Source organism: Citreicoccus inhibens (assembly GCF_019039035.1).
GTDB classification, from domain to species: domain Bacteria; phylum Myxococcota; class Myxococcia; order Myxococcales; family Myxococcaceae; genus Citreicoccus; species Citreicoccus inhibens.
On record NZ_JAHNZT010000010.1, the window covers coordinates 157,085 to 177,593 of the forward strand.

2 protein-coding genes (1 of these 2 only partly in view) are annotated in these 20,509 nt (G+C 69.1%); both read right to left on the reverse strand.

The window, feature by feature from the left end:
- Positions 1–11,649: an SDR family NAD(P)-dependent oxidoreductase gene (locus KRR26_RS15195; RefSeq protein WP_217080171.1), complete on the reverse strand. Its 11,649-nt coding sequence runs from the start codon at positions 11,647–11,649 to the stop codon at positions 1–3.
- Positions 11,646–20,509: the 3' portion of a non-ribosomal peptide synthetase gene (locus tag KRR26_RS15200; protein ID WP_217080172.1), read on the reverse strand. Its footprint extends 14,200 nt past the window's final position; 8,864 of the gene's 23,064 nt are visible here — the last part of the coding sequence; its start codon lies beyond the right edge, outside the window — the gene reads right to left on this strand; it ends in the stop codon at positions 11,646–11,648. Before KRR26_RS15200 ends, KRR26_RS15195 begins: the two co-directional genes overlap by 4 nt.

Genomic DNA, 20,509 nt, shown 5'->3' on the forward strand with positions numbered 1-20,509 from the left:
TCAGGCTCCTGGCGCGAGCACGGTCCGAAGGTGCCCGCAGACATCATCAAGGGTGGGTTTGAGAAACAGGCTCATGTGGTCGCAGTCGAAGTTCACGAGCTTGAACGACCGCTGCGTCACCCCCCGCCACGCCGCCGTGTAGTCGTGCGCTTCCAGCGCGCGGAGCGTGTCGGGTGACACGCCCACATCCTCCGGCACGACGTTGGGAATGACGAACTCACTGTCGGGCGCGAGGAAGCGCGCGGTCTTGAAATAGAGGACGTCTGACGCGTCGTAGGCGGCGAGCCGATAACTTCGCGTGATGCTCTCCGAGATGCCGACCACGGAGTCCACGCCGGAGAGGAAGGAATAGACTTCATCCAGGGTCAGGGCGGTGCGCACCCGCTGTTTGATCAACCCCGCGAGGTGCGCGAGCTGCGCCCCGGGCGGGATCGCCTTCAGCTCCTCCAGGGAGATGAAGTCCCAGACGGGCGTGTCCAACTCCGCGGAGAAGAACATCATCGCGTTGAGGAGCCGTTGCATCTCGCGGACACTCCCGCTCGTCGCCCCGCCTCCGCGCTCGATGACGTCGAGCATCTCCGGAGGATAGGTGTCGAACATCACCAGGTGCCGGACCTCGTGGCCTCGTGCCTTGAGTTGTTGCGCCGCCTCGAACGCGAGCAGCCCTCCGAACGAATAGCCGCCCAGGACATAGGGCCCGTGAGGCTGCACTTCGCGAATCGCGTCGAGGTAGTGGGAGATCATCCCCGGGAGCGTCGTAATGGGCGCGCTCCGACCATCCACGCCGCGCGCCTGCAAGGCATAGAACGGGTAGTCCGGCCCAAGTGACTCGGACAGCCGGTAGTACAGCTGGGCGAGTCCTGGCGCGCCGTGGAACCAGAATGAGGGCGTCGCCGCACCACGAGGGTTGACGGGGAGCAGCTCCGGGCACGGCGAACGCCCCGAGGCGCGGCTCGCCTCGGGCGCGGGACGAATGGGAGGGAGCGCGAGCGATGGAGCGGGAGCACTCCCGACCAGCGCGGAGAGATGGGTCGCCAGGGCGCGCAGCGTGGGATGCGCCAGGGGCGCCGTCAGCGCGACGGCGGCGCCGTAGTGCCGCTGCACCGCCCGCATGAACGTCGTGCTAAGGAAGGAGTCGAGGCCGTATTCCACCATGGGCCTGTCGACGTCGAGTGAGTCTCTCTTGAGGAGCTCGGAGAGCATCCGCTGGAGTTGCGCGATGACCGAGGTCGCCGCCAGCGCTGACTCGTGCGTGGGCTTGGGAGCGGGACGGGCCTCCACGGAGCGCGCGGGTTCCACCGGGTGAGTGCGCAGCCAGTGTCGCGCTCGCCGGAACGGATACGTGGGCAACCCCACGCGACGAGGCCGCTCGCCTGCGAAGAGCACCCGCGCGTCCAGCGACGCACCTTCGACCCAGGCGCGCGCCAGCTTCGACAAGTCGCCCGCGCGCATGAGCATCCGCACCATCTCCGCGCCCGACTCGCCGTCAAAGAGCCCCGCGAGAGCGCCGTCCTGGTGGCTTGCTCGACCTCGGAAGACCCCGGGCGGACTCCCGCCTCCGAGCACCTGACGCAGCTGTGCCGTCAGCTCCTCCACCGACGCCGCGACCACCGCGACCCGCGCCTCCAGCGGGGTCCGGCCGTCGAGCAGCGTGAAGGACACCTCAGTCAACGAGGGGCGCCCCTCCGTGGGCTCGCGCTCGAGGAACGTGACCAATTCGCGCAGGCGGACGTCGAGGCGCTCCGCGTCTCGGGCCGAGAGCACGATGAGGCGTGGGGACTCGGGGCGCGCAGGGGACTCGCGCGGCGTCGCAGGCGGTGCTTCCAACACGAGGTGCGCGCACACGCCGCCAAAGCCATACGAGTGCAGTGAGGCCCGACGAGGCCCCGCCGAAGGGTCGGCGGCCCAGCTCCGGTTGCCCGCGTTGATGAAGAAAGGCGAGCCCTCCAGCCCGAGCCCTGGGCGTGGCACCTGGAAGCCCGTCACCCCGGGAAGGAGCTCGTGACGGAACGCCAGCAAGACCTTGATGAGCGCGGTCACGGCCGAGGCCCCCTCGGCATGTCCCACGCTGCCTTTGAGACACCCAATGGCGCAGGTGCCCTCCGCGCTGTTCGGCGACATCCGTTGGAACGCGGTCTTGAACGCCGCGAGCTCGACCGCGTCCCCCAGCTCATTCGCGGCGCCTTGAGCCTCGATATACCGGACCGTCTCGGCCCCCACGCCCGCTTGTCGATAGGCCTGGGCGACGACGTCCGCCTGAGCCAACACGTTGGGCGACGTGAGCGAGTGCCCCCGCCCTCCATGCGCGGCGGCGCTGCCCAGGAGGACTCCGTGGATGCGATCTCCATCCGCGTTGGCTTGGGACAGGCGCTTCAGGAGCACCGCGCCCACGGCCTCGCCTCGCACCGAGCCGTCCGCGTTCGCGTCGAAGGGGCGGGGCTGTCCACCGGGACTCGTGCCGCCCAATGACTGCGCCGCCAGGAATCCCGAGGGGCTGAGCATGACGTTGACGCCCCCTACCACGGCGGAATCGCACTCTCCCTGGCGGATGGCGCCCATCGCACGATGCAGCGCCACCGCCGCGCTGGAGCAGCCCGTGTTGACGACTTCGCTCGGCCCCTGCAGGTCGAAGACGAACGAGATGCGATTGGCGATCATCGCCGGATGGATGCCCGCGGCGGAGTGCGGATCAATGGGCTCGCGCGACTGCTGCCACCGCTCCGCGTAGTCGAACTTGTCCACTCCGACGAAGACACCCGTCCGTCCTCGCCGCAGACGCTCGGGCGTGATGCCCGCGTCCTCGAAGGTGTTCCACAGCGTCTGCAACAACAGGCGCTGCTGTGGATCCATCAACTCCGCCTCGCGCGGCGAGACTCGGAAGAAGTCCGCGTCGAATTGGTCCACGCCGTCCAGGAAGCCACCCCAATGCTCCACGGCCGACTCGGCCCCACCGGCCTCGGCGTCGTAGCGATCCAGTCGCGCTCGGGTGAGCTTCGCTTCGCCCCTCGAGAGGCTCTGCCAGAAGGTCTCCACATCCTCGGCCCCGGGAAAGCTTCCGCTCATGCCCACCACGGCGATGGGCTCCAGGGAGGACCCCTGCCGCGCTTCGACGGGGGCCACGGGCGCGGCAGGCACGGAGCACTGGGGCGTCAGATGGACCGCGAGCGCGTCCAAGGTCGGATGGGCATAGAAGGCGGCCGTCGCGACCGAGACTCCGAAGCGAGCCGCGAGCCGACCCGCCAGGGCTCGGAGGCTGATGGAGTCGAAGCCGAAGTCCCCCAGCTGTCCCTCGAAGGTCAACTCGTCGGGGCGCAGCCCGAGGATCGCCGCGGCCTCGCGCCGGAGTTCGTCACGAAGCGAAGCGACAGGCCGATTCAGCTTCACCGGTGCCGCGACGCGGGGCTGCTCGGGTGGCGCCTCCACGAAGGACATCAATCGATCGAGTCGCTCCGGCTGCCCCGCGAGCACCACCACCTGGGGGTCCTCGCCGCGCAGCGCCAGCTCCAGCGCCTCCAGGCCCGGCGCGTCCTCCAGATAGCTCAAGCCCGATGTGCGCAGGTACAGCGCCTCCACATCCGGGGCCAGGTGCATGCCGCCGTGCCGCCACAGTGGCCAGTTGATCGAAACCGTGCGGCCAGCCCGCTCCCCCCGCGCGCGCTGCTCCTCTCGCTGCTGGGCGAACGCATCCAGGTAGCGATTCGCCACGGCGTAATCGCATCCACCCCAGTCCCCGAGGATGGAGGACACCGAGGAGAAGAGGACGAAGAAGTCGAGCGCACAGCCACGCGTGGCCGCATCCAGTGCTTGAACGCCCTCGATCTTGGGCTTCAAGCCCTCGGTGAACGAGGCCGCGTCCCTGGCCAGGAAGGGCGCCGCATCGATGGCGCCCGCCGCGTGCACCACTCCGTTCAGTCGTCCCCAGGATGCTTCGGTCTCCTCGACGACGTGGCGCAGGGCCTTGGAATCGCAGACATCGGCCTGGACGTAGCGAACCCTCCCGCCGAACTTCCGGAGCCTGAGCAGCTCGGCCTCGAAGGCCGCATCGGGGCGCCGCCGCCCCACGAGGACGAGCGACACGCCTTGGTGCTCCGCCCAGTGCCGCGCGACGAGGCGACCGAGGGCGCCACTTCCCCCCGTGATGAGGTAGATGCCACCGCGACGCACCGGGGTCTCCGCGCGGCGCACCGTCTCGCAGGGCAGAAAGGTCCGAACCTGTCGCTCACGCCCGAGGAGCCGAACCTCGTGGGCCCGCGAGTCCTGCCCCGTCACCTCGTCGAGCAGTGCGCCGGCCGCGACATCCATCACGCAGTCCACGGGTAGCGTGAGCGTCGTAACGTGGGTCTCGGAGACCACGTGGCGCAGCGATGGAGCGAACCCCGCGCGGGCCTCCCACAACGGCTGAGTGCCCTGCCCTCTCGAGGATACGAGCACCACCCGCCTTGGGTGCTTCGCGCCCGCGCGCAACAGCCACTGGAGCACGGGAACCAGGGCGCTCGGCTCGCGCCCCTCATCTCCCAACACCACCCCTTCAGGCCACAGCCCCTCTTCTTCCACGAGGCGTGCGTACGACTCCAAGTGTTGAGGACGGGTGGCATCGAGTCCGCACCGCAGGTCACCTCCGGACCGGATGGAGGTGAAGACCTCGCTCCGGGAGACCGCGATGACCGCGCCGGTGTGCCCTCTCGCGTGCCAGGCCTCGATGAATCGGTCTCGCAGCGCCCCTTCCACTTCGAAGAGCAACACCGAGGCGCGCCCCGACTCGGGGCGGAGGCGCGGAGCCACGCTCACCCATGTCGGGCGATACCGCACGGGCCGGGCTCCGACCGCGACGTCCGAGGGCAGGTGAGAACCCGACACGCGCGGCCCTTGGTCCGGCGGGGGACGGGCCACCCAGCACCGCCGTCGCACGAAGGGCATCCCTGGCAGCCGCACCCTGCGCGCGCCACGAGGAACCGCCCACGTCACGTCCGCGCCCCCCACCCAGGCCTCGGCGAGCGCCTGGGATGAAACCGCCTCCCGCCCAAGAGGGGGCGCTCCGGGGCGAGCCTCCGCGACATGCAGTCCCGAATGCGTCCGCCCCGCGAGGAAGGACGACCACGCCGCCAGCACCTCTTCGAGCGAAGCGGCCACGACCGCGACGCGGTGGGGAAACTCACGCCGCCCCACTTGAAGGGTGAAGGCCAGATCGCCGATGGCCCGCGTGGGGGCATCACTCGAAGACAGCGCCCCCTGCAACCGCGCAACGTGCTCGCGCAGACGCTCCGGTGTCGGAGCGGAGACAGGCACCACCCACGAAGTGCTCGCGGAAGCGGCCTCGGGCGGCCGCACAGGGGCCTCTTCCACCACCACGTGACAGTTCGCCCCACTGAAACCGAACGCACTGACGGCCGCGCGACGCGGCTGTCCGGCGCGTGGGTCCCAGTCCTTCAGCGCCGTGTTCACGTAGAACGGCGTGTTCTTGAAGGCGATGTGGCGGTTCTCTTTCTGGACATGCAGCGTCGGCGGGAGCTGTCGATGTTCGAGCGACAAGAGCAGCTTGATGAGCCCAGCCATGCCCGCGGCGGCGGTCGTATGTCCCAGGTTGCTCTTCACCGAGCCGACCGCACAGGACTGTCGTGCCCGAGTGAAGTGCCGGAACGCCTCGGAGAGCGCGGCGATCTCAATGGGATCCCCGAGCTTCGTCCCCGTGCCGTGACACTCCACGTACCCGAGGGTCTCCGGGTTCACGCCGCTCCGCTCGTAGACGTCGATCTCCAGCTGCTTCTGGGCATCGAGGCTCGGCGCCGTGATGCCATTGGTCCGCCCATCCTGGTTCGTGCCCGAGCCGCGAATGACGCCGTGAATGACATCACCATCCGCCAGCGCGCGGGAGAGCCGCTTGAGCAGAACAACGCCCACCCCCTCGCCAATCGCGATGCCATCCGCGTCGTCCGAGAACGCCCGACAGCGCCCCGACGGCGAGAGCATCCCCACGTGCCGCATGACGCCCAGTGGCTTCGGCGAGAGGTAGAGCGACACACCCCCAGCCAGCATCAGGTCCGCCTCGCCATCGAGGAGGCTCCGACACGCCAGGTGCACCGCGACCAGTGAAGACGAGCACGCCGTGTCCACGGTGACAGTGGGTCCGCGGAGGTTCAGGAAGTAGGCGATGCGCGAGGCGGTCAACGACGCGAAGTTCCCCAGCATCGCGTGGCCGAGCTGGTCCGGCGACAGCTCCCCGTGGACCTTGTCCTGATACTCATTGCTCGACAGGCCCGCGATCACGCCGCAGCGAGAGCCCCAGAGGTTCTTTCCCGCGTATCCCGCGCCCTCCAGTGTCACCCAGCACTGTTCCAGGAACAGCCGCTGCTGAGGATCCATCATCTCCGCCTCAGCGGGCGAGATGCCAAAGAACGTCGGCTCGAAGTCCTCGATGCCGTCGATAAAGCCCCCCCAGCAGCCACGCGCCTGAGCACGCGCCGCGTCCGCATCCCATCCCTCGGAGACGAGGCGCGCGACTGGGAATTCGGTGACGGAATCGACGCCGTCCCGAAGGTTCTCCCACAAGCGCGCGACGTCCTCGGCGCCAGGGAAGCGACCCGCCATGCCAATCACCGCGATGGGCTCGTCACGAACTTCGACGCGTCCAGGAGACTCATGCCGGACGGTTGCCCGCGCTTCGACGGGCGGCAGGGATGGAGCCAGCTCGGGTGTTCCCCTCAACGCGTCATGGGTCTGGATGAACGCGGCCAGAGCCCGCAGGTCCGGACACTGGAAGAAGTGCTCCATCTTCAAGCGCAGTTGGAGGCGCCGGTTCACTGCGTCGATGAACCGCAGCCCTGTCAACGAGCCGATGCCGTAGTCCTTGAAGGAGGCGGTGGCATCCAGCTCGGTGCTCGCCATCTCGAAGATGTCGGACGCCACCTGGAGCAGCTGCTGTTCGATCCCCTCCTCGCGCGCGGGCACCACGCGGGAGGCGGCCTGCGCCGGTGAAGGCAGCGAGCCCAGCGCGGTCGTGAAGGGGTGCGCCTGAACGATGCGCTCCAGGTTGAGCCGAACCCGTTCCGCGCGGTCCTCGCTCGCGGGAGCCTTCTGGAGGGTGAAGAGGAGATAGCGGATGAGCCCAGCGCCCAGGGCCTTGCCGAAGTTGGCCCAACCTCGGTGCTGGGCCTCCTCGGGCGCCGTGGCCCCCTGCTCGGTCCGCAGACGCGCGAGGTTCTCCTCCAAGTGTTCGTCATCGAGGAAGCGACTGACGCCGGGGCTCGTGTCGACACAGCTGACCACTCGGAGCCCGTGTCGGCCGAGGAGCTCCGCGAGCTGGGGCGCCGTGCTGGTGAACTGCCCCAGGTGAGGGAGGTTGATCTCCGTCACGGTGTTGGCGACGCCGTCGGCCAGCACCACCCATCCGCCTTCGTTGAGATGCTCGGTGATGTTGGCGAAGACTCCGTCCTTGTTCTCGATGTGGAAGATGACCTCGAAGCCGAGGATCAAGTCGTAGCGGCGCGGGAATGCATCCCGCGAGCTGTCCTTGCACTCGATGCGCAATCGGTCCGCGAGCCCTGCTTTGGAGATCCGCGCGCTCGCGGCGTCCACCTGCTTCTTCGCGATGGTGAACCCATCCGCCGTGAGGTGCGCATGCCGCAGCGCGAGCTGGATGAGGTCCGTCGCGAGGCCGCAACCAATATCCATCACCGTGCGGACCCGTGAGAAGTCCACGTGGCGATACAGCACCGCCTTCATGTCCTTCTGGCGCTCCAACATGTACCGCGCATGCTCGGGGCGACGGTGCGGCTCGACGAACGTCATCAACCACGAGAAGCCTGGGAGCTTCTCTGGGAAGTAGGGGAAGATGAGGTAGATCTCCTCCTTGGGGTCTACCTCCGCGGCGAAGCGGTTGTAGTAGCCGGAGACCACACCGGAGGGCGGCTCCTCGACGCGCGCCCCCGACTCGTCTCTCCAACAGCGCCGCTGCTCGAAGGCATGCGTCGGGAGCGAGATGCGACGGCACAGGTCCGCGCCTGGCACGCGCCGCCACTCGATCTGCGCGCCTTCCACCCACTGTCGCGCGGCGACCGACAGCTCACGCTCGCCATAGGTGGCGACCGCCGCGGACTCCGAGAGCTGGGCCCGCGAGCGCTTGGAGTCCACGACCCCACCCACACCCCCCGGGGCCGACATACCCAGCCGAGCGACCCCGTCCAACAGCGAGAGCAGTTGCTCGCGGTCCGTGATTCGCGCGGCGAAGCGATGGGCACCTGGCTCTCGTCCCACCTGGAGCACGTACGCGAGGTCCGCGAGTCGGACCGCGCCCCCGTCCTCCGACAACACATGCGTCCTCAAGGCCGCAGCCGTGCGCTGGAGCTGCTCGGAGCTGCGCCCTGACAGCACGAGGAGTTCGTCGCGAGGCGCCAGCCTGGGCGGCGGCGTCCGCGCTGAGGACTCCACCACCACGAAGGCCTGGGTGCCGCCCGCTGCCGCGGAGCCGAGCAGGGCCCTGCGTGGCCGTCCCGTGGGCCACGGTTCGAGGCGCGTCGGGATGTGGAAGCGCGCCGGATCCACGGAGATTCCGTCATGGAGCTCCGTCGCCCTCGGAGTGGGGAACCACTCGGCGCGATCGAGCTGGAGCAGCACCCGGGTGAGCTGCGCCATTCCCGACGCGGCCTCCAAATGTCCGAGCAGCGGCTTCACCGAGCCGAGCGCACAGCGAGTGTCATCACTCGCGCGGCCCAGCACCTCCGTCACGGAGCGCCATTCCGAGAGGTCGGTCAGCTCGGCGCCCACGGCTTGCAGCTCGACGTAACCAATCTCCTCGGGCGAGACCTGGGCTGCCTTCAGCGCGCGCTCCATCAGCTCGCGCTGCGCGGGCGGCGATGGCAGGAGGAAGGAGGCACTCCGCCCCTTGTGGCCCACCACCGTGGAGCGAATCACGCCATAGATGGGGTCCCCGTCTCGCAGCGCCACGTCGAGCGGCTTGAGCCACACCACCCCGACGCCCTCGCCCGGAACGAAGCCATCATTCCCTCGCTCGAACAGGCCGGGCGCCTCGCGCGTCGAGGCGAGTCGGGCCTGACAGAGCGTGGCGAAGCGCGAGACGTGCAAGTAGAGGTTGACGCCGCCGACCAACGCGCCGTCGCACTCACCTTGCGCCATGGCGCGGCAGGCCGCGTCGAGCGCGACCAGCGCGGACGAGCACCCTGTGTCGAAGGGGACACTGGGGCCGCGCAGGTCCAGGAAGTGCGAGATGCGATTGGGCAGCCCGAAGTAGCTCTGGTCGAGCAGCACATCCCCGCGCTCGGCCCACCGCTCCAATCCCAGCAAGGGATAGCTCAGTCCATTGACCCCAATGAAGACACCCATCCGCGTCCCGGCCACGGAGGTGTGCGCGTGGCCTGCGTCCTCGATGGCCTCCCAGGCGGACTGCAACAACAGCCGCTCCTCGGGGTGAAGCCCCTTCGCCTCGGCGGGGGTCATCTGGAACGCGAGCGGATCAAACAGCTCGACGCCCGAGATGAACCCTCCCGTGCGCCGGTAGATGCGCCCCTCCCCTGCGCGCGCCGGGTTGGCGTCGAACCACCGGCTCCAATCTCCCCGCTCGGGTGGCACCGCCGAGATTCCTCGACGCCCCGCTCTCAGGTTGGCGAGCAGCTCGCGCACGTCCCGCGCGCCCGCGTAGCGCCCGCTCACGCCCACGACCGCCACCGCGCGAAGAGGCGCGGGGAGCACCGGGGGCATCGGAACTGTCACCACGGGTTCCCGAGCGACGGCTCGCGCCGACACATCGCGCGAGGGAGCGAAGGCCTGGGTCAGCGCCCCGGCGTGGTGCTCCAGCAAGTGGTCTCGCAGCGCGGCCAGCGTCTGGTATTCGAGCAGCAGGTTGCGCGGCAGCGCTCCCAGCGTCTCGGACAACCGCTTGACGAAGGTCGTGAGCGCGATCGAGTTGAGTCCGTACTCCGGCAGTCGCCGCTCCAGCTCCAACTCGTCACGAGGCAGCCCCGTCAGCTCCGCCGCGACCTGGAGGAGCAGGGCCTCGATGCGCTCGCGCCACTGTGCGCGTGGCTCGGGATGCGGGTCTGGCGATGGGGAATCAGTCGGTGCGCGCGGCGAATCGAAGCGCGCGAGATACTCCGCGAACCGGGTGCGGTCCCCAGCGATGGGCAGACATCCACCGGGAGCATTCTCCAGCGCCCAGTCGAGCAGCGTCAGGCCGTCCTCGGTCGACAAAGGCTCCACGCCGGCCTGTTCGCGCATGTCCTCGACCGTGGCCTCACGCTGGCGCATTCCGCCTTCGCGCCAGTAAGGCCAGCCCACGGACACCGTGTCTCCCGAGCCCCCTTCCCCCCGTCGCACACGCGCGTTGCGCTGCTCCGCCAGTTCGTCGAGGAACCGATTGGCGAAGGCATACTCCCCCACGCCTTCACCCAGGCCCTGGCTCGACAAGGAGGACAACAGCACGAAGAAATCGAGCGGCTCACTTCGGGTTGCATCGTCGAGCAGCGCCGCGCCATGGACCTTGGGCGCCAGCACGCTCCGCATCGACGACAGCGACTTCTCCAGGAGAATGCCGGTCCGAGGCGCCACGCCCGCCCCATGGAAGACACCGTTCAAGGGACCGAATCGCCGCCGACCCGTCGCGATCAGCTCCGCGAGGCTCTCCGCCCGCGTGACATCCGCCGAGACATACAGCGCCTCCGCGCCGTACCTCCGCAGCGCGTCGAGAGACGCCTCCTCCGCGGCGGAAGGCGCTCGGCGGCCCGTGATGAGGAGCCGCGCGCGGCAGGTCCTCGCCAGGTGCTCCGCGAGGATGCGCCCCAGACCGCCGAGCCCCCCCGTGATGAGATACACGCCCCGGTCGCGCCAGCGAGCAGGGGCCGAGGCGCGGCCTCGCTCCACCCGCTGACCTTCGTCCCAGCCTCGGATCCATCGCTGGCCCTCGGCATAGAGAACCCGGCCCGGCGGCCCGGCCGGCTCGGCCAGGAGCGCGCTGGCGAACGCAGGGGAGCACCACGCGTCCATCGCGCCAGAACACTCGACGGTGCGCACCGTGCGCAGCGGGTTCTCCAACCAGAGCGAATGACCCAGGCCCGCGAGGGCCGCATGGGCCGCGACGCTCGCGCCACCGTCCTCGGGATGGACACAGAGGAATCGGACAACGTCTCCCATGCGCCGGAGGTGCAGCGCTTGCAGCAGGTGGACGACGGTGTCGAACCCCTCTTCCAGCGCGGAGTCGAGCGAGGGTCGCGACGAAGCCGAGGCCCCCCAGAGCGAGACGATTCGCGAGGGATGGTGACCGTCCTGCTGAAGCGCCTCGACGAGGCGAGGGAAGTCCTCGGCCCGCCTTGGGTCGATGCGATACGTGCGAGCGTCCAGCCGCGTGAAGCCCTCGCCTTGCATGCAGAGCACAGGCGGCGATGTCCGGTCCGCGCCCGGCAAGTCGGCGCAGAGCGCGCGGAATCGCTCGTCGCGGTCGAGGATGAGCACGTCCGACAACGCGCCCCGAGTCCCCACCGAGGGAAGAGGGCCGGTGACGCGCCACTGCGGACGCCACGCCGTGAGGGGCACGTCGGCCGCTGGGCGCGGAGGTTCGACATCCCGCAGGCGCCGCAGGGCCTCCTCGGGAGTCAACGCGCCGGACCGCACGGCTTGCAGGATCTCCGTCCGTCTCTCCGTCATCGCTTCGGCTCCGCGTTCAGTCTCGCGTCCACCTCATCGACGGTGAGCGCCCCCAGGCTGAGCTTGCGCAGCAGCGCCAGGGCCTCTTCGTCGTCAGGTTCGCGCGGCGGGGAAACAACCGAGACACGCGGCTCGGCCGCAGCGGCGGAGACCCAGTAGCGACGCGTGTCGAAGTGATAGCCAGGCAGTGGCACAACACGCCCACCGTCGAACTGGGGCAGCGTGCTCCAATCGAAGTCCATTTCGGTGGTCCAGAGACGCGCGAGCTCGTCCAGGGAGAGGCCGTCTCCACGTGCCCGCGTCTCGCGCTCGAGCGGCACGCGGCCTCGATGAATCCCCTGTCCCTGACTCCCTGCCGCGGCCTGCTCCAAGCGAGGAAGCAGCTCCACAAGGTCCGACGCCAGCACGACGAGGCGGTGCTCCATGGCCTCACGTCCACGACCGAGCGTCAGCGCCAGGTCCACGAGCGGCACGGGCGTGGCGCGCAGGAAGCGCAGCAGGTCCTTCACGGCCCCCTGGAGGCTCGCCGCGCTCCGAGCGGAGAACACCACGGGCACCGGCCCCGACAGCGCCAGCGGCGCTCGCTCCGGAGCCACATGCTCCGCGATGACGACGTGGGCATTGACGCCCCCCGCGCCGAACGCGCTGAGGCCCGCCAACCTCCGGGATTGGTGCGCCCGCAGCGCCCACGGAGCCAGGGTCCGCTGGACCGAGAACGTCGACGACTCGAAGCGGATGTTCGGGTTCAGGGATCGGGCATGGAGGGAGGGGACCAGCTCTCGGTGACGCAGTTGCAGGAGCAGCTTGGTGAGCCCCGCGATGCCGGCCGCGGCTTCCAGGTGACCGATGTTCGACTTCACCGAGCCGATCGCGCAGCTCCCTGGCATCGCACCGGCCTGACGGAAGACCTTGTCCAGGCCGGCGATCTCGATGGGGTCACCCAGCGAAGTGCCCGTGCCGTGCGCCTCGAGGTAGCCAATGTCCACGGCCGAGACTCCGGCCCGAGCCAGGGCCCGGGTGATGACGTCCGCCTGCGCCTGGGGGTTCGGCACGGTGTAGCCATTCACGCGCCCCCCATGGTTGATGGCACTGCCTTGGATGACTCCGAGGATGGGGTCACCGTCCCGCATCGCGTGCGCGAGCGGCTTGAGCAGGACCGCGCCCACGCCCTCGCCGGGGACGTAGCCGTCTCCACCCGCGCCGAAGCTGCGGCAACGGCCATCGCTGGAGAGGAATTGCCCCGAGCCGAGGTTGACGTACTTCTGCGGATGGACCGAGACGTTGACGCCGCCCGCGATGGCCAACGCGATGTCACCAGACCGAAGGGCCTCGCAGGCCAGATGAAGCGCGACCAACGAGGACGAGCACATCGTGTCGAGCGCGATGCTCGGCCCCGCGAAATCAAAGAAGTACGAAACCCGATTCGCGATCGCCGCGTAGGAGCCGCTGATCGCCCGACCTCGCCCCGCCCCATCCCGCCCGACGCCGTGGAGTTGGTACTCGGAGTTCATGACTCCGACGTAGACGCCCACGTCGCGCCCCAACCGGGCCCGCGTGTACCCCGCGCTTTCAATGACGTGCCACGCGGTCTGGAGGAAGAGGCGCTCCTGAGGGTCCATCCACTCCGCTTCGCGCGGCGAGATGTTGAACAAGAGCGGGTCGAACTCATCGACGCCGTCGAGGAACCCTCCCCATTCGAGCGGCCCCGACTCGGAGCGAGGCCAGCGCTTCGCCGGGACCTCCGTGATGGAGTCCTTCCCTTCGCGCAGGTTCGTCCAGAACGTCTCCAGGTCACTCGCGCCCGGATAGCGCCCCGCCACACCAATGATGGCGATCTCACCGACTCCGCGCTCCCCGCCGGATTGAGCCGGGGGCGTGGGCACGTCGCGAGGAGGCTCGCGGTGCCGAGGTGACGGCGCACGCGCGGCCTCCTGTCCGGCGAGCTTCCGCGCCATTCGCTCCCGATGATGCTCCGCGAGGTGGGCCGCGAGAGCACGCAGGCTCGGGTACTCGTAGAACAGCGTCTTCGTCAGCTCTCCCAACTCCGCTTCCAGCGCGCGCGTCAGCCGCAAGGCGCGCACGGAGTCGAGCCCGTACTCCTCGAAGGGGACCTCCCCTCGCAACGGGCGCGCTCCGAGCTGAAGCTCCGTGCGCAACAGCGCTCCGAGCCACTGTTCGATACGCGCGACCCACGTCGCCGCTGGAGCCTCCGTGGCCGCGCGCCACGGCGCAGGCTCCGCGGCAGGTGCAGAGGCCACGGCCGAGCCCGCATCCCGGTCCACGCCCAGCAGGGCATTCACCCGAGCGCGATCGCCCGACAGCACCAGCACGCGCGGGTGCATCAACCGCAAGGCCTCCGCGAGCGCGACCAGTCCGTCCGACGACGACAATGGCGTCAGCCCGAGCCGCTCCTTCAACCAGTGGCGCTCCTCATCGGCCAACCGCATCCCGCCGGCATCCCAGAGGGGCCAGTTGATCGACACGGTCCGACCGCTTCGCTCGCCTCGTGAACGCAGGGCTTCACGCCAACTGGCGAAGCCATCGAGGACACCGTTCGCGAAGGAATAGGCGCCCTGCCCCGCGTTCCCCATCACCCCCGCCACGGACGAGAACAGGACAAAGAACTCCAGCGGCACTCGCGCGAACGCCGCGTCGAGGTTCACGGTGCCATGGACCTTGGGCCGGAGCACCGCCTCCGCCTGCTCGAGCGACTGGGTCCGCAGCAGGCCATCACGCTGGACCCCGGCACTCTGGAAGATGCCATCGAGGCCACCGAGCAGCCGCTGGGCCTCGGAGGCCAGCCGCACACAGTCCTCGGCGACACCGAGGTCCACCGTGACGTGATGAACCTCCGCGCCCACCGCGCGCAGCCGGCGAAGTGATTCTTCCCCCTTCGCATCGAGCGGGCTCCGACCACAGAGCAGCAGCCGTGCCTTGAACTGCCGCGCCAGGAACGTGGCCACAATCCCCCCGAGCCCCCCCAGTCCCCCCGCGACGAGGTAGCGGCCTCGGTTGCGCAGCGGCAGTGTGCTGGATGACTCGGACCTCGGAACCGGCGCGAGGCGCAACACCTTCCGGACGTCGTTGTCGATGAGGACATCTGGTTCAGGTGCGTTTGTCTCGGCGAGCAGGAGTCGCACGAGGTCCGCGGCCGAGGCCTCCGGCGCACGGCGCACGCTCAGCAGTCCGCCGTGCAACGCGGTGTCTTCGAGCGCGATCGCGCGCAGGAACGCGCTCAGACCGGCGAACACCGGGCTCGCCGCCTCCTGGCACACACTGAGCCAGCGCACCGCCCGCTTGTCGCGCCGTCGCGTCCAGGCACGCAGCAGGGAGAACGACGCCCGGAACCCCAGGCTCAGCGCGCTGTCGAGGTCGCCTGCCTCCAGCTTCGCCCGATAGGGCCAGAGGTGGAGCATGCACTCCGGCGCCAGGGCATCGGCATCCAGCGCGTCCAAGAGTCGCGAGGCATCGGACTCGGAACCGGGCTCGAGTTCGTAGTGGTGACGATCAATCTTTCGGAAGCCAGTGCCGGGGCGAACCAGCACGACGCGGTCCGGATGAGGCCAGGCGGAGCGGAGGTCCTCGACGGTGTCGAACAACAAGGTCGCCCGCCGAGGCGACGCGTGGGAGCTGGAGGTCTGCGCAACCGCTCGCCACTCAGGACGGAAGTAGAAAGTCCCCTGCTGCGCGGTGGCCATGGGTCGGCTCACCAGCTTTGACACGCGCACCAGGACTCGGCCCGAGTCATCGGAGACGCAGAGGTCGAATGCATGCAGCGGATTCGCTCCGTCTGCGTGGGGCGCGTAGCGCACGTGCGCCCACCCACGGGACGGCAACGGACCCATGAACTCGACGTCGCCGATGGCAAAGGGAACCGCCGGGCCGCCCGCGCTCTCGGGTGCGGAGAGGAAGATGCCGAGCACCGCCTGGAAGGCCCCATCAAGAACCGCGGGCGGACCTCCAGTGTCGTCTGTCGTGGCGATGAGTTGGGCCAACGCTTCGCCAGGGCCACTCCAGAGCGCGTGAATCACCTGGAACGGTGGGCCATAGTCGATCCCCGCGTCGCGATAGCGGGCGTAGAGTTCACTGCCCCGCAGGGATGCGCCGAGCCGCGCACGAATCGCAGAGACGTCGAGTGGTTCAACCTCGCCTGAAATCGCATTGCCGGTGAGCTGCAATCGGCCCTGGACGTGGAGCCGCGGTTCCTCACCGGCAGAGCGGACACTGACGACCTCGAACGACTCGCTCTCCTCCTCTGGAATGTCCGTCCTTCGGACCTCCAGGTCGCGGGACTCGCCCGTGACGTCCACGGGCTCGATGAGCGCGACGTTTCGCAAGCGCACTGGCCCGCGCCCCGGAGAGACAAGCGCGTGGACCCGCTCCAGCAATGTCGCCGCGGGCACGACGGCACGCCCCGCGACCACGTGGCCTCGCACACCCGCCGAGGCGTGGTCGAGTCGCCATCCGAGGCGTGGTGTTTCCTCTGACTGCTTCGTTCCTGTTGGGACGAACCAGTGCCGCTCCCGCGCGAAGGGATACGTCGGGAGCGCCACGACCCGGCCCGTACTCGCGACGGCCTCGGGAGGCAGCTCTCCGCCTCGAACCCAGCGCTCCGCTTGCACAGCCCACTCCGCATGCTCCTCGCGAACTGGCTGCTCGGGTCGCTTGTCGAGGCGCGCACTCAAGGCGTCCAGCAACGCCTCTCGCGAGGTCGCGACACACGCCCACCGCGCGGCCATCGGCTCACGGCCCACGCGAAGGGTGTGCGCAAGGTCATCCAGGCGCAGGGAAGCCCCCTCTCCCTGGAGGTGCTCCCGCAGCCTGCGGATGGCTGCGTCCAAACGCTCGTCGTCGCGAGCAGAGACCGGAATCACCCACGCCCCCCGCGGCTCCGGACGCTCGTCGGGCCGGGTGGGCGGCAACCACTCCTCGATGACGAGGTGGGCATTGGAGCCACCCGCGCCGAAGGAGCTGATCGCCGCGCGCAGGCCGTGCGCCGGGGACGCCCCCTGGGACATCACGGGCAACCAAGGCTCCACGGTCCGCTGCACTCGGAAGGGTGTGGGACGGAAGTCGATGTGCGGATTGAGGGGCTCGGAGTGGAGCGAGGGCACCAACGTCCGGTGCCGCATCTGGAGCAGCACTTTGGTCAGCGCCGCGATGCCCGCCGCGGATTCGAGGTGCCCGATGTTCGACTTCACTGAACCCAGACCACAGAAGCCCTGTGCGTCGGTGAACTTGCGGAACGCGGTCGTGAGCGCGGCGACCTCGATGGGGTCCCCCAGCGCAGTGCCCGTTCCGTGTGCCTCCACGAAGCCAATGGTGCGTGGGTCCACACCCGAGCGTCGCAAGGCCGTCTCGATCAACTCCGCCTGCGCCTTGGGGTTCGGCACGGTGTAACCGTTCGTCTTGCCCCCGTGGTTGAGCGAGCTGCCGCGAATGACGGCGAGCACTCGGTCTCCGTCCGCCACGGCGCGCGACAGCGGCTTGAGCAGCACCGCGCCCACGCCCTCACCCGGGACGTAGCCGTCTCCGCCCTCGCCAAAGCTGCGGCAGCGTCCATCGGTGGAACCGAACTGTCCCTGGCTGAGGTTGAGGTACTTGTTCGGATGCAGTGAGAGGTTGACGCCGCCCGCGATGGCCGCCTCGCACTCCCCCTGGCGCAGCGCGGAGCACGCCAGATGAATGGCGGTCAACGCCGACGAACACATCGTGTCCACCGCCAGGCTCGGCCCCTGGAAGTTCAGGCTGTACGAAACCCGGTTGGCGATGGACGCATACGACGAGTTGAGCGCGATGCGACCTCCGGCCTGGAGATCCTCCACACCCTGGAACTGGTACTCGCCATACATCACGCCGACGAACACGCCGACACGGCGCCCCAGGCGCGCACGCGTGTAGCCCGCGTCCTCGACGGTCGCCCAGGCCGTCTCCAAGAACAGACGCTCTTGTGGATCCAAGAGCCCCGCGTCACTGGGAGGGATGTGGAAGAACAGCGGGTCGAACTTGTCGACATCCTCCAGGAATCCACCCCAGCGCGTGTAGATGGAACCCAGGCGAGTGCGGTCGGGGTGGAAGTAGCGCTCCACATCCCAACGCTCGGCGGGCACCGGCACAACCGAGTCGCGGCCCTCGCGCAGGTTGGTCCAGAAGTCCTCCAGCGTGGGCGCCTGTGGGTAGCGCCCGCTCAGACCGATGATGGCGATGCCCTCGTCGGCCACGACGGGCTTCGACTCGGGAACAGCCTCGATGCGCGCAGGAGCCTCGGAGGCTGGAGACGGAGGGACGAGCCGCGCGGCGGCCGCACCATGATGCTCTCGCAGGTGACGCGTCAGCTCGCCCAGCGTCTGGCATTCAAACAGCAGCGTCATCGACAGAGGCCCAAAGTCCTTCGCCAATGCGCGCGTCACCCGCGTGACGAGGAGCGAATCCAGGCCGTACTTCTCGAAGGGCTCAGCTGGGTCGAGTTGCTCCGGCGCCAGCTTGAGCACCTGCGCAACGACCGTCCTCACGTGCACGTCTAGCGCGTCCCCGCGCAGCGCCTGTGCGGCGCCCATGGCTGGGGCACTGCGGGTGGGAGGCGCCACGAGCGCGCGCACCGCCAGCTCCCGCATGCGAGCGAGGACGCGGCCTTCCGCATCGAGCAACGCCAGCTCGAACTTCGACACCAGCCCCGTGCCGCTGCCCGGCGTGGGACGCGCGTACGCGAAGCGCGTCGTCGTCAGGGGTGCAAACAGCTCCAGCGCCCCCAGGGAGAACGGCACACGCAGCATCGACGCGTCACCCGCGACCTCCGCAGAGAGCCCGAGCAAGGTCTGGAGCGCGCCGTCCAGCCACCAGGGATGGAGGACAGGGCCCTCATCAAACGTGAGCGGCGCGAACTCGGCGAGGGCACCTTCGGGTCCCGCATGCAGTCGCGCCAGCGCGCGCATGCGCGGGCCATAGGCGACCCCACGCGCGGCGAACAGGGCATAGAGGTCCCCTGCCAGAATCTCACGGGTCGCACGCTGGCGGACCGCGTGAATGTCAACCTCCGGCCTCATCGAGGATGCAGGAGCAACCTCCCCGACGACGACCCGGCCATGGGAGTAGAGGTCCTGCGTCCTCGCGTCCAGGAGCTCGAAGTCAGCCCCCCCCGTGACGGGACTGAGCCGCACCGCCAGCGACACGGGCTCGCCGGTGTGCCGCACGGGCTTGACCCAGACCCACGACTCGATGCGAGACACCGTCCCCAGCTCGCGCTCACACGCGGCCCGAGCCAGCTCCAGCGCCATGACACCGGGCAGGAGTTTCTGACCGTCGACGACGTGATCCGTCAGGAAGAACTCGTCGCCTCGAAGGTCATGCGTCACGGGCCCAGGCGCGGAGCGAGCGCCTCGCGAGGTGGACTCGACCCAGAAGCGCTGGCGCGCGAAGGGATAGCCCGGCAGAGGCATCCGCCGCCGCGATGCGCCCGCGTGCAGCGCCGACCAGTCCACTGCCTCGCCCTGTACCCAACGCACCGCGAGCGCGTGTCCAAGCGACGAGGGCACCTCTCCCAAGTCCTGTGGGGTGTCCCGCGGATGGAGCCCCGCTACGGGACCTCCCCCCGCGAGGAATGCCTTCAGGCGCTCCTGGCATTCACGGCGACTCCTGCCCACCACCGCGAGCCGTCGCGGCATCTCCCGCCGACCGGTCTGTAAGGTGAACGCGATGTCCGCGAGGTCTCCGGCGTTGCCCACCTCGGACAACCGCTCACGCAACCGCACGGCCAGTTCGCGGAGCTGCTCGTCCGTCTGAGCGGAGAGCGGGAGCACCACCTCGGTCGTCGCTTCGCCGGTTTGCCTCGGCGGCGGTTGCTCCACGACGAGATGGCAGTTGGTCCCGCTGAACCCGAAGGCGCTCACGCCCGCACGACGCAGGCCCAGGCGAGGCTCGGGGACCCACGGACGCGGCAGGCGGTTCACATAGAAGGGGCTGTCCTCGAAATCGATGTGTGGGTTCTCATCGATGACATGAAGCGTGGGCGGCAGCATCCCGTGCTTCAGCGAGAGCAGGACCTTGATGAGCCCCGCGACGCCCGCCGCCGCGGACGTGTGTCCGATGTTGCTCTTGATGGAGCCAATGGCGCAGAAGCCACGCCTCGACGTGCGAGCCCCGAAGGCGGAAGTGAGGGCCGAGACCTCGATGGGGTCTCCCAGAAGCGTCCCGGTGCCATGGGCCTCGATGCACGTCACGGTCTCCGGGTGGATGCCGAAGCGCTCATGAACGGTGCGCACGAGCTGGCTCTGGGACTCGGCGCTCGGCGCGGTGATGCCATTGGTCTTGCCGTCTTGGTTGATGCCCGAGCCCTTGATGACGCCATGGATGAAGTCGCCGTCTCGGAGGGCACGGTCCAAGCGCTTGAGGACGACGACGCCCACGCCCTCCCCGACCGCGATTCCATCCGCGCCCGCGGCGAAGGTGCGGCAGCGCCCCCGCGGAGAGAGGATGCCCGCCTGACTCATGATCACAAAAGGCGTGGGGTCGAGATAGAGCGACACCCCTCCCGCGAGCATCATGTCCGTCTCGCCGCGCAGCAGGCTCTGACACGCCAGGTGCACGGCGACGAGGGAGGACGAGCACGCGGTGTTCAGCGCCATCGTCGGGCCCTTGAGGTCCAGGTGATAGGCGATGCGAGCGGCGAGGATGGAGTGGTCATTGCCGAGCATGGCCTGCGCGAGCTGCTCGGAGACCTGGGGCGCGCCGACACGATACGCGTAGTCGGATGAGGTCACTCCCGCGAAGACGCCACACCGCAACCCCGAGAGCCGAGCCCCCGCCTGCCCTGCGTCCTCCAGGGCGTGCCAGCACGCTTCCAGGAAGAGGCGCTGCTGGGGAT